This window comes from Achromobacter sp. F4_2707 (assembly GCF_047501535.1).
In the GTDB taxonomy this organism is placed as follows: domain Bacteria; phylum Pseudomonadota; class Gammaproteobacteria; order Burkholderiales; family Burkholderiaceae_B; genus Yanghanlia.
The window spans coordinates 130080-141536 of record NZ_JAZDRJ010000002.1 but is presented as its reverse complement, the minus strand read 5'-3'; the positions used below and the strand labels follow the sequence as shown (position 1 = coordinate 141536).

The 11457-nt window shown below is 48.9% G+C and carries 11 protein-coding genes; 6 read left to right on the top strand and 5 right to left on the bottom strand.

The window, feature by feature from the left end; genetic code table 11:
• Positions 1–111: 111 nt before the first annotated feature.
• Positions 112–1359 carry an O-antigen ligase family protein gene (locus VRY85_RS02665; RefSeq protein ID WP_414597054.1) on the bottom strand — a complete coding sequence of 416 codons (1248 nt, stop codon included), beginning with the start codon at positions 1357–1359 and terminating at the stop codon, positions 112–114.
• Between the two features lie 181 nt (positions 1360–1540).
• On the opposite strand from VRY85_RS02665, the gene VRY85_RS02660 reads away from it, so the two are divergent.
• Genes VRY85_RS02660 through VRY85_RS02650 form a run of 3 tightly spaced genes read left to right on the top strand, consistent with a single transcriptional unit; the run spans position 1541 to position 4478 of the window.
• Complete coding sequence (locus VRY85_RS02660) at positions 1541–1921, top strand: GtrA family protein (protein WP_414597053.1); 381 nt, start codon at positions 1541–1543, stop codon at positions 1919–1921.
• Entirely contained in the window at positions 1918–2889 is a 972-nt protein-coding gene (locus VRY85_RS02655) for a glycosyltransferase family 2 protein (protein ID WP_414597052.1), read from the top strand. Before VRY85_RS02660 ends, VRY85_RS02655 begins: the two co-directional genes overlap by 4 nt.
• A 2-nt stretch (positions 2890–2891) precedes the next feature.
• Entirely contained in the window at positions 2892–4478 is a 1587-nt protein-coding gene (locus VRY85_RS02650) for a DUF6056 family protein (protein WP_414597051.1), read from the top strand.
• 45 nt (positions 4479–4523) lie between these two features.
• Here the strand turns inward: VRY85_RS02650 and VRY85_RS02645 are convergent, their stop codons facing one another.
• On the bottom strand, positions 4524–5600 hold the full coding sequence (locus VRY85_RS02645; RefSeq protein WP_414597050.1) for a sugar transferase: 1077 nt from the start codon (positions 5598–5600) through the stop codon (positions 4524–4526).
• Between the two features lie 589 nt (positions 5601–6189).
• Here VRY85_RS02645 and VRY85_RS02640 point away from each other — a divergent pair.
• The 3 genes from VRY85_RS02640 to VRY85_RS02630 are packed head-to-tail and all read left to right on the top strand — an operon-like array spanning position 6190 to position 8804.
• Positions 6190–6927, top strand: a complete 738-nt coding sequence (locus tag VRY85_RS02640; RefSeq protein WP_414597049.1) for a glycosyltransferase family 2 protein — start codon at positions 6190–6192, stop codon at positions 6925–6927.
• 46 nt (positions 6928–6973) lie between these two features.
• On the top strand, positions 6974–8005 hold the full coding sequence (locus VRY85_RS02635) for an EpsG family protein (RefSeq protein ID WP_414597048.1): 1032 nt from the start codon (positions 6974–6976) through the stop codon (positions 8003–8005).
• 7 nt (positions 8006–8012) lie between these two features.
• Complete coding sequence (locus VRY85_RS02630) at positions 8013–8804, top strand: glycosyltransferase (protein WP_414597047.1); 792 nt, start codon at positions 8013–8015, stop codon at positions 8802–8804.
• Positions 8805–8817: 13 nt separating this feature from the next.
• Here the strand turns inward: VRY85_RS02630 and VRY85_RS02625 are convergent, their stop codons facing one another.
• Genes VRY85_RS02625 through VRY85_RS02615 form a run of 3 tightly spaced genes read right to left on the bottom strand, consistent with a single transcriptional unit; the run spans position 8818 to position 11456 of the window.
• A complete protein-coding gene (locus VRY85_RS02625) occupies positions 8818–9558 on the bottom strand; it encodes a glycosyltransferase (protein ID WP_414597046.1) in 741 nt (246 codons plus the stop codon).
• Positions 9559–11001: a mannose-1-phosphate guanylyltransferase/mannose-6-phosphate isomerase gene (locus tag VRY85_RS02620; RefSeq protein ID WP_414597045.1), complete on the bottom strand. Its 1443-nt coding sequence runs from the start codon at positions 10999–11001 to the stop codon at positions 9559–9561.
• Positions 10998–11456, bottom strand: a complete 459-nt coding sequence (locus tag VRY85_RS02615; RefSeq protein ID WP_414597044.1) for a GDP-mannose mannosyl hydrolase — start codon at positions 11454–11456, stop codon at positions 10998–11000. The genes VRY85_RS02620 and VRY85_RS02615 overlap by 4 nt, the downstream gene beginning before the upstream one ends.
• Between the last annotated feature and the right edge of the window lies 1 nt (position 11457).

Below are 11457 nucleotides of genomic sequence, written 5' to 3'. Positions count from 1 at the left end.
GAACAGGCTGTCCGCTGGATGCGGCGTCAGCGCGGTGGCCTCACCGTACCGCAGCGCGGCGGAGATCGCACCGGCGGCGTCGAGTGCTTCGTCATGCGTCACGTAGGGCGTTCAATCGCCCAACCCAGGCTCCTGCGCGTTCCGATAGCAGCCCCACAGCACCACCAGCCAGAAGGCGTAAATCATCACGCCACTGTTGTGCGCGAAGAAAGTCTGCGACAAGCCGAAGTCGATATACGCCACAGGTAACAGCGTGCCTGCCGTGGCCAGCGAGCGCACCGTCATATCCGGCGACCTTAAACCTGCGGCGAATAGGCGTAGCGGCACCAAGTAAAGCGCCAGCAGGGCCAGCACGCCAATCATGCCGCGTTTGGCAGCGTTGTCGAGAATTTCATTGTGGGCGTGGCCAAAATCACTAACGATGGGGTGGGCTTTGCCCTGACTCACCAATTCCCGCATGGCGGGCGTGTAGTTAATGTCGCCCCAGCCGAATACCGGCTTTTGCAGGAACAACTGGCTGGCGCCTTTCCACATTTCGAAGCGGCCGCCGAGGGATGAATCACTGTTGCCTTGCAAATAGTGCTGTACATCGCTTACCGCCAGGTTCACGCGAGCCTGCACGCCAAACTGTGGCACGCTGTATACCACGGCAGCAGCGGCAACCAGTAGAGTGATTCCCGCTGCTTTTACGCGGGCCGATACAAAATCGCTATATGCACGGTAGAGCACGAGCAACACCAAAGGCAGGCCCACCCAGCCGCCCCGGCTGCCCGATAACAGCGAGCCCAGAATACCGCCCACCGCACCCAACAACATGAACGGCACCCACCTACCACGCTGCGGTTGCGCGTAAGCCCACGCCAAACCAGCCAAACAGAACAAGCCAATCAGCATGGAAATATTGCCGTACTGAATCACAAAGGTGAACCCCCCGGCGCGATCCACATCCAAAAAGAACTTCTGGTAGCCAGACCATCCGGCAGTGAGTATCCCGCCCGCAGCCAGCCCCGCCCACAACCAGCTAAGGCGTGGCGGGTACTTGCGTATCAAGGCGAAAGCGAAAACCGCCAGAATAAAGCGCACCGGCTTATCCAGATAACGCGAACCCGACTGGTGTACGGCAACATCCAGTATGTTCACCAAGCCAAAAATAATCAGCACACCCAGCACCAACCAATCATCGCGAGTGAGTTCCAGCTTCCTGCGAACAAACAGGCTGTAGATCCCGCCCAGCAGCAGTAAAGCGCAGCCTATCGAATAGCCTGAATCGACGACAAGGGAAATAGAACCAAGCAGGAAAACGGCAAGGCTGGTGTAAAGCGCGGGGTTTTGATTATTGAAAGAAGAGGTGGATGTCATGCGGACGGCCAAGAAGGGGTAGGGGTGTGCTGCGGCGCACCATTGTACTGTCGTTTAATGTTACAAGAGTTAAAATGTCGCCAAAGGCGGGTATCAAGAAACGAATATCGTACTCATGGCGCAACATACCTGCGTGATAACATGTTTGCCATTTCAAGTTGGCTGCCCGGGAATTAAAACATTGGTTCAATCGCTTGCGGGTCGCTTCAAACGGTATTTTTCCATAGGCATTCTTAACACAGCCTTGCACTGGGGTGTGTTTCTGATCGCCTGCTATGTTGTTGGCCTGAGTCAGGCTAGTAGTAACCTGCTTGCCTTCGCGTTTGCTGTAACGTTTTCATTTTTCATGAACGCGCGTTACACCTTCCGGCAGTCCGCGAGTATGGCGCGTTACGCCCTCTACGTGATGGGTATGGCGCTGCTGAGCTACGGCACAGGTTACATTGCCGACCAACTGAACATGTGGCCTTTGTTCACGTTGATCGCTTTTTCCGCTATCAGCTTGGGGGCAGGCTTTGTGTACGCGAATTACGTCGTGTTCCAGAATCGAGACGAAGAATGAGAATATCTCTGGTCATCCCCGTCTTCAATGAAGAAGACGTCATTTCGCTGTTTTACACCACTGTTCGCCAGAATGTAGCATTGCAGCCCTACGAGGTGGAACTGGTTTTTGTGAATGATGGCAGCGCCGACAACACCCCAGAGATCATTAGGGCGTTAGCTGTCAGCGACCCACTGGTCACGCTAGTGAGTTTCTCCAGAAATTTTGGCAAGGAACCGGCTTTGTATGCGGGCCTGGAGCATGCCACGGGCGATGTCATCATCCCCATTGATGTCGATCTGCAAGACCCCATCGAGGTTATCCCCCTTTTGTTGGAAAAGCACCAGCAGGGGGCCGATGTGGTGCTGGCCAAGCGTATAGATCGTTCCAGCGATACCGCATTAAAACGGCGCACCGCCGCCATGTTCTACTGGACGCACAACAAAATTTCCAACCCCAAGATAGAAGAAAATGTGGGGGATTTCCGCCTGATGTCCAGGCGTGTGGTGCAGGCGATTCTTTCGTTGCCCGAGCGGCAGCTGTTTATGAAAGGCTTGCTCAGCTGGGTGGGTTTTAAAACCGACGTGGTCGAATACACCCGGCAAGAAAGGGCGGCAGGGCGTTCCAAGTTCAACGGCTGGAAGCTTTGGAACCTGGCGCTTGACGGCTTTACATCGTTTTCTACCGCGCCGCTGCGTATTTGGAGCTACCTAGGCGCCATAGTGGCTTTCAGCGCGTTTATTTACGCGGCTGTCATCGTGGTGAGCCGCATATTTTTTGGTAATGAAGTGCCCGGCTATGCATCCATCATGGCTGTAATGCTGTTCCTGGGAGGGGTGCAGTTAATCGGTATTGGCGTGTTGGGCGAATACTTGGGCCGTGTTTATATAGAAAGCAAGCAACGGCCTCGCTACATCATTGAAGAAATACTGCCGTCGCGATCGACGCCGCAGGAAACATCAAAAGATCTGCAGCAAGAGAGAAAGTAGTTATGTCGAATACTAGAACGATTTCTGTCAGCCATGTGCTGTTGTTGGCCTTTCTCGCTTGCATTAGTGTGCTGGTGTACTTCACGCCCATGCATTCCGACGATTATGCGTACAAAGCGATGGGCCACGACTGGGTGGTGCACCTGAACCATTACAAAAACTGGAGTGGTAGGCTGGTGGCCGACTACATCAGCCCTACACTGCTGGCTCTGGATAATAAATTCATTCTGGCGCTTATTCAGGTAACCGGGCTGCTGCTGTTGATTCACGCCATCGTGATTTCTACCCGGTTCGTTCGCACGTCGCTTGACTTCCGTAACTTTGAAGGCTGGGCATCCTTGCTGCTGCTTTCGGTGTTTTTCTTGTCAGTGCCTGTGTTTGGGCAAGTGGTGTTGTGGGTGGTAGGTAGTGCGAACTACTTGTGGACGGCCATTCTTTATTCGTGGTTTGCCTATTTTGTGCTGAAGTGCATCTACACGAAGGAAGTGCCTGTTTATGCCTATCCCTTGGCGTTATTGGCCGGCTGTACGAATGAAAGTTCTAGCGCAACGCTACTTGCATTTGTTGGTCTGGCTTTCGCCTGGCGAAGCTGGCAAGAAAAGAAAATAGATTATCGTTTACTTGCGCTGCTGCTGTGTTTTGGCGTGGGGGCAGCTGTGCTGGTTGGGGCGCCAGGTAACCAGAATCGCTTGGGCAACACCTATTTTCAGGATTGGGTCGCGCTTACCTTTATTGAGAAACTGCAGTTACATTTTTCGGACAGGGCAGTCAGGCCGTTCGAGCAATCGTCAGTATCGTACTTGGTTGCCATCATTTTGACTGTGGTTGCCGTACGGAATAAGCAGCCCTATTTGCAAGGCGGCTTGCCTACCGCCAAGGCGCTATTTGTGGTGTTTTTTGCCATGTCGCTGTTTGCGACATGCGTGATGGCCCTGGCTCCGACGATGCCTCCGCGCTCTCTAACAATTCCGTTTGTCTTTCTGATGTTCGCCCTGATTTTTGGCAGCATCATGGTGTTGGAAAGTGGTGAGCGTGCGCGCAAGTTCAAACGTGGCACATTATTTTTATTCGTATGTTCTGCCATTTACCTGTCGTTATTGGTTCCTGCTTACAGCTCTCTGCACAAGCAAGAGACGTTTCGGCTTGCTTTGGTTGCCGCCGCAGACCGACAGGACACCGTGACACTGCCTGAATTTCACATGCGCAAGGTGCCGGTTAAGAACAGCAGAATGTATCGGATGGATGGGTACAACAACCTTGAGAACATGGCCCACGCCTATGGTGTGGCCAAGGTTGAACTTCTCGAGGCTGGTTTTGACTATTCGATATTGGTGAATGAGCCTGATCTCAACCAGCCCAAAATGTGGCGCTATAGCGAAAGCCCGTGGCAAACGACCTTTGTCATACAAGATGCCACTTCCACTGTTGGACCTCATCGTTTGGTAGTGACGACAGCTTGGGGCTCCCGGCTTGAAGCCTGCATTCAAAAACAGGTGCAGCTAGGGGGTAACGGCTATGTGTACGCGACTGTCAGCCTGCCAACGTATCTCATACGAAATTATTCTGTAGAGCCCGGCTGCGGCCAGTAAAGGCAAGGTTTCTTGCATTGCTTGCCGCCTCACGGCGGCACATAGTTACCGTGCGCCCCATCCAGTTAATACTACCCGCACGGTCTTGAAGAGAATCAAAATATCCAGCCACAGCGAGAAGTGCTTGATGTAGTAAAAATCGTGCTGGATCTTCACACGCGTCGCATCGGCGTCGCCCGCATAGCCTTGCATCACCTGGGCCCAGCCAGTCAGGCCGGGGCGCACGACGTGGCGGTAAATATAAAACGGTATTTCTTCTTCAAACCGCTCCACAAAGACCCGCTGTTCAGGGCGAGGGCCAATCAGGCTCATATCGCCTTTCAGCACGTTCCATAGCTGCGGCAGTTCATCCAGACGAGTCTTGCGGATAACCGCACCGACTCTGGTGATGCGATCATCATCGTTACTTGCGAGCCGGGCGCCTTCCGCTTCAGCATCCACCCGCATGCTGCGGAATTTGTAGATACGGAAATCTCGGTTGCCCAGGCCGACACGATTTTGAACGAATAGAGCTGGGCCGGGGCTATCGAGTCGCACAGCGAGGGCGGTGGCAGCCATTAGAGGCAAACTAATAGGCAGCGTAACTAATACAGCGACGATGTCGAGCAGGCGCTTACTAACCGTATAAAGGGGAGATGGCAGCAGCGTGCCAATGTTGTTCTCCGATAAATGGTCAATGCTAACTCTACCTGTAAGAGTCTCCCCAATCTGGCGAACATGGAACACAGGGATTTGCGCCAAAATACATCGTGCCAGAAAACGTTCCCACTCGGGCGTCATGGTTGAGCCGCGAAGGTCAGCGACTAGAGCATCGTAGCGCACACCCTGCAGGTCGGGCTCGGTTAAATAGCGGATCTCAAGGTTGGGGGCTGGCTGCAGAGGATACGGAGGGTTCATGGGTAGCACAGCCAGCTTCATCCGCCGGTATCGGCGGCCGATAAAGTATCCCGCATAGCACCACAGTAAGCACATAGCATAAGAACCCAGTAAGACTGGACGCGAATAGCCGCTACGCGTGAAGAACAGCAAGGCAAAGGCAACCAGGAAGATGCTGGTGACGACGGGAGCAATGTGTGCCATGGAGTTGCTGCGATCGAAACGACCCATACGACGCAGTAGCATCACAGTCACGAGGAAGGACACGCTCACAACCCACAGCGTGTTGACGCGTACAGGGTCCAAACGACTAAAAAAATCTGATTCCCAGATGATTGCAGCCGGCAGGCCGAGTACCACAACCCAACCTACTAACAACTGGAAAGGAGCGCTTAAAAGTACAACTTCGTACCAGCGGGAATGTCGGCGTTCGGGGTTGTGGGTTCTGGGAGGTTTGGAACAATGCGGGTCCGGCACGCTAAAAATCCTATAGGTCACAACCCCAGTCTTGGGGCAACATCATAAGTATGGGCTTGGCAGGAGCTAGAGAGAAGCTGATGTCTGTATGATCATGCTACTGTTCCACGATACATGTGGATATGCAGGATAGGGTAGTAAAATCTCGCAAGACCTGTGCTAGGAGTGTTGCAAACAATCGATAGTATAGCCGTCGTCCGAAATCTCTAATAAAGCGTGGCCTATCTATCCTTACCTCCAGCCTCTTCCTACCATCACACTCTTCCGTTATCGCGGCGCTAAGCCACCCCGCTGTCGGAATTTTTTGCGAAAACACTCAGCTTCGAACGTTGGAGTGTACTTTAGGAAAAAGTAAACCATGAGCTGCCCCGAGTTCAGCATAGTTATGCCTGCGTATAACGCAAGAAAATTTATTCATGAATCTATAAATAGCGTACTAAACCAAACGTATGGCGATTTTGAATTGATTGTTATAAATGATGGAAGTACGGATGATACCGGTGTCGTGGTTTCTGGGTCTTCTTCTGTCGATTCAAGAGTAAAGTTAATTGATAATAAAGTGAATAAAGGTGTTGCCGCTTCTCGTAATGATGGAGTCGCTTTTGCATCAGGAAGATATATTTGCTTCTTGGATGCCGATGATCTCTGGTTCCCAGAGAAGTTGGAAGTGCAGAAACGATATTTCTCACAGGGCTATGATTATCTTTTTTCGTCTTACTTGAAGTTCTGGCCGAGCGGAAAAGAGAGATTGATCGTTCCTCCTGAGCGAACCTCTTTTAATGCCCTGTTGAAAGGAAACTATATCGGAAACCTAACGGGGGCTTATGATACAAAATCTATAGGGAAGGTATTTCAAAAAAGAATTGGTCATGAAGATTATCTTATGTGGTTGGAAATTGCAAAGATTGCGAAATCTGGATTCGGTATACAGATACCGCTAGCAAAATACCGTGTGCATAACGACAGTCTTTCATCAAACAAAATAAGATCAGCTTTATGGAGTTGGAATATATATAGAAACGAACTTAACTTTGGATTGGTGCGTTCTCTGATGTTGTTCGGTAGTTATGCGATAAACTCGTTGCGAAAAATATGAATATTTTCAGCGGGCTTGGTGTGTTTTTCTAAAAAATAAAAAGTAAATGATCTATTATTCTGTTTTTGCCGCCTTGTCTCTTTTTCTTCTTGTGTTTCATGAGATACATGAGAGGAAATGGCTGTTGTATATTCTGTTGTTTCTTGCTTTTTTATTTTCAGCGCTAAGGTATGACGCTGGATATGATTATTTTAGCTATTATAATTATATGATGAGTGTGGAAGGAGCTCGGTTCAATGACTTGGAGTTTTTCAATAAGCATCTAACCGATTTGGCGATAAAGTACGAGGCCCCTCAGTTTTATTTTTTTGTCACAAGCCTGTTGTATGTTTCTTTTATGACGCTTGGGTTCAATCGGTTGAATAGATTGGATTCAATCACGCTGGTGATGTTTGTATTCTTCATCGGATCTTATTTGACATCCTTCGACATCATACGCCAGATGGTTGCGGTCAGCATTTTATTCTATGCGACTGCAAGGCTTGTTTCTAAAAGCTATCTATCAAGTATTTTCTTTGCTGCTATTGCATATGGGTTTCATCGGTCTGCTGTTATTTTTATTATAATATTTTTGTTTGTTATTGTTTTATCTAACCGAAAATACAGATTTGTGATTTACGCGGCAGCGTTTGCTGCATCGTTTTTTATGCTGGATGTGGTTGCCGCTGTTTTGAATTATTTTGATCTTTATTCAAGTTATATAAATAGAGGGGGTAATGACACAGGCGGTAAAATATATTTAATGCTATGTTTTATGGTGCTTGCTCTTTTGTTTTTTTCAAGAAAGGGCGAAGTTACGGATAGGTTTTGGGTGTACTTTAATTTATTTTTTCTTGGTTTTTTAATTTACACAGTGTTTTTGCCTTATGGTTATTTTGTCACTAGGATAAGTTATTTTCTTTTTCCGTGGGGGTTTGTTGCTTTTAGCGAACTAATTGAGAGCGTTGATAAGAATAAATGGTTTCTTAAGGTTGGTGTTTATGCTTTTTCATTATTAATTTTCTGTTTGACATTGTATATGTCTAGTTCATTACCACGAGAGCCTTATTTAAACTATAACTTTTATTTTATGAGGTAGGTTCATCGTGTCTTGTATATCTGTTTTGTTGCCAACGTACAAGCCCGGAAATTACTTGAAACGCTGTCTCGAATCTATAGAGGCCCAAACTTTATCTAAAGATAGGTTTAAGGTATATATTGCCTTGAATGGTCCTTCCGAGGTTTATCAGGAATTTGTTGTTGCTCTCTTAGAGCAGTGTACCTTTAGATGTGAGTATGTGTATTTAGAGGAGGCAGGTGTTTCAAGGGCTAGGAATTTTCTTTTAGAAAGTTCACATGAAAATTATGTGGCTTTTGTTGATGATGATGATGTGTTGAGTAGTGATTATCTTAAGATACTACTTTCTTGTGCTGAGGACGGTTTTATATCAGTAAGCGACTCAAAGGATTTCAAGTGTTCAGTAGCTGATGCGACGAGAAATTTTGTTGGGAACAATTTCGTTAGGCTAAAAGAAAAAGAGGAAAGCCTGTTTTTTTCACGTAAGTATTTTTCCTCTCCATGGGCAAAGTTGATTCCCAGGGATTTGATCGGTAATGTCCGTTTCAATGAGAGATTGAAAGTTGGTGAGGATTCCCTGTTTATGGCGGAGATAAGTAAGCGAGTTAAAGGAGTCAAGAAGGCTGATGAGGCGGCCTGCTATTATGTATGTGTAAGAGACGGTTCGGCGTCAAGAAAGAAAGCTCTCTTGCTAGAAGAACTTAGAAGGATTGCTTATCTTGTTTGTGTTTATACTAGAATGCTGCTTCAGGGTTACAATGTTCCATTCGTGCTAAGCAGGATAGCGGCTACTTTAATGCACTTGAGAAGAATATTCTGATTTTTGAGGTTTCCTATTTTAAGCGCCTGTAGTGTTTTAATAGTCTAAGGATGAACAAGGCTGTTTGTATGAATTTATTTTCGCCAGTTAATAATTGAACTCTATAGTATTCAGTCATGGTTCCTAGAACATCAAAGCTGCTCACGCCGACTAGAATGTGTTCGCCGACAATAGGCTTTATGACTTTCGTTGCAGCGCCTGCCTTGCAGACTTTTAGAATAAATAATTGGTCTGCGGCGATAGGGAATTTTCGTGAGTAATACCCATATCGCTTGTGTAGGGATTTTCTGAATAGGGATCCGACTGCGTGCCCTGATACGTACGCAAATTGGGCAGCGAACCAGCTTTTGCCTCGACTTCCCGCTTGTGAGATTTCGTTGCCGATTTTGATGCTAGCGGTGATTACGTCCACCTTATCGTCTATAGCATTTCGATATTCCTTAACCGCGTTAGGATACAGTAGATCATCCGCGCCCATCGTTAAGTAAAACTCACCACTCGACGCCTTAATACCCCTATTCAACGCATCGTAAATGCCGAAATCTTCTTGGCTTGTAATAACGATGTTCAGGTCCGTAATGGATTCCAACAGCTCCAGGGTGCCGTCTGTAGAGGCCCCATCTGCCACAACCCATTCAAAATCCTTGTCTTCCTGGTTACGCAGGCATTCGATTAGCTTGGGAAGATGCTCAATGGCGTTGTAAGTCGCGGTGATGATGCTAAGTTTGTACTTGTACGGGTTGTTCGCGTTCATTCAATTTCTTCCATATACATCTTCAAACCGCACAATATCGTCTTCTCCCAGGTAGGCTCCCGACTGCACTTCTATCATCTCTAGCGGGATGGCTCCTGGATTTTCAAGACAATGAATTTGCCCCACAGGGATATAGGTCGATTGGTTTTCTGTAACCAAAAAGGTTTTATCGCCATTGGTGACTTTGGCGGTGCCGGAGACTACCACCCAGTGTTCCGCGCGATGATGATGCATTTGTAGCGAGAGCTTGGCCCCCGGTTTGACTGTTATGCGTTTCACCTGGTAGCGGTAGCCAGTATCAATGGAATCGTATTTACCCCAGGGTCTGTAGACCACCCGGTGGTTGTGATGCTCGCTTCGTCCAGCAGCCTTCAGGGTGGCAACGATGTTCTTAATATCTTGCACGCGAGATTTATCAGCAACCAATAATGCGTCATCGGTGTCAACGACAACGAGGCCATCCACCCCTAGCAGGGTTACCAACTTGCTGTGGGCGGAAACCAAGCAGTTCTGGCTGTCTTGCAAAATGACATCATTAGCGGCTAGCTTCTCGCCAACCATAATGGCGTTACCGTCATCATCTTTGTCGCTGATTTCCCATAGCGCACTCCAACTACCCACGTCGCTCCATCCTGCATCCAGCGGGGCGACGATGACCTGTGCATCTTGTTGGGTGCACAAAGGTTCCATCAAGGCATAGTCAATGGAGTTTTCTGGGCAAGCTGTAAAGGCCTGTGCATCAATGCGAATAAAGTCATGGTCTTGAACTGCGTATTCCATGGCCTTTCTGCAGGCGTCTAGCATGTCAGGCTGATACTTCTGCAAGGCGTCTAAGTAGCGATCTGCGCGAATCATGAAGATGCCGCTATTCCACAGGTAGTCGCCACTGTCCACGTAGCCTTGTGCTGTGGTGGCATCAGGTTTTTCGACGAACTCCCGTACCTGCCGTAGGCCGTATTCCGGTGTGCCGCCCATGCGGATATAGCCGTACCCGGTAGCAGGCTCAGTAGGCACGATGCCCAGTGTGCCAAAGCTGCCTTCCTGCACCTGCGGTAAAAGGTGAGTCACGGCTTGCTGAAACGCTTGCTGATTGCGGATGACATGATCAGCCGCCAAAACCAATAGCACGGGTGGCTGGTGTGGGGAGCGCCTCATCGCCTGCAGTGCGGCGAGCGCAATGGCCGGGGCGGTATTACGCCCAACGGGTTCCAGAAGAATATCCGCGGCAGCTTGTTGTTGACGCAGCTGCTCAGCCGTCAAAAAGCGGTGTTCTTCGTTGCAGATCACAATGGGTTGCTCTACCGGCAAACCCTGCAAGCGTTCCACAGTTTCTTGCAGCAAACTGAGGTGGCTATTCAGTGCCAAGAACTGTTTTGGGTAGGCAGTGCGAGACAGCGGCCACATGCGGGTGCCGGAACCTCCGGCCATAATGACGGGAATCATTCAAAATACCATTTGGTGTGCTCATGCACGGTCCGCTCAGCGAGCAGTTGTGCAGGTGTTAACCAGCGGTAATCGCTGTGTTGATGGAATGGAGGTTCTGCTAGGTGGGGCAGTCGAATCTTGAACGCATTAACGATGTAGTGGGTGCTGATCTGCGCGTATGGCCCTTCATCACCAAATACGTTGTCGTTATAGAAATGCTCATACAGGCCATGATGCGTGGCTTGTTGCATTGCAATAGTAACGCCAAGCTCGGATAGCGTCAGGCGTTCAAACGCAGCAGCAAGGGTTTCATTCTTAAAGACACGCCCACCTGGAACAAACCAAAAGCCGCGTGCAGGGCGGTTGGTACGCAACCCCAATAAGTATTCACCCTTGGCGTTCTCGACCAGTAAATCGAGTGATACCAAGGGAGTGTGGTGAATGATGTCGGCAAAAACCGCTTTATCAAGCATG

Excerpts from the sequence above, each read along its gene's own strand:
- VRY85_RS02665 (WP_414597054.1), bottom strand. The coding sequence starts at position 1,359 with ATGACATCCACCTCTTCTTTCAATAATCAAAACCCCGCGCTTTACACC.
- VRY85_RS02655 (WP_414597052.1), top strand. The coding sequence starts at position 1,918 with ATGAGAATATCTCTGGTCATCCCCGTCTTCAATGAAGAAGACGTCATT.
- VRY85_RS02650 (WP_414597051.1), top strand. The coding sequence starts at position 2,892 with ATGTCGAATACTAGAACGATTTCTGTCAGCCATGTGCTGTTGTTGGCC.
- VRY85_RS02645 (WP_414597050.1), bottom strand. The coding sequence starts at position 5,600 with ATGCTACTGCGTCGTATGGGTCGTTTCGATCGCAGCAACTCCATGGCA.
- VRY85_RS02640 (WP_414597049.1), top strand. The coding sequence starts at position 6,190 with ATGAGCTGCCCCGAGTTCAGCATAGTTATGCCTGCGTATAACGCAAGA.
- VRY85_RS02635 (WP_414597048.1), top strand. The coding sequence starts at position 6,974 with ATGATCTATTATTCTGTTTTTGCCGCCTTGTCTCTTTTTCTTCTTGTG.
- VRY85_RS02625 (WP_414597046.1), bottom strand. The coding sequence starts at position 9,558 with ATGAACGCGAACAACCCGTACAAGTACAAACTTAGCATCATCACCGCG.
- VRY85_RS02620 (WP_414597045.1), bottom strand. The coding sequence starts at position 11,001 with ATGATTCCCGTCATTATGGCCGGAGGTTCCGGCACCCGCATGTGGCCG.
- VRY85_RS02615 (WP_414597044.1), bottom strand. The coding sequence starts at position 11,456 with ATGCTTGATAAAGCGGTTTTTGCCGACATCATTCACCACACTCCCTTG.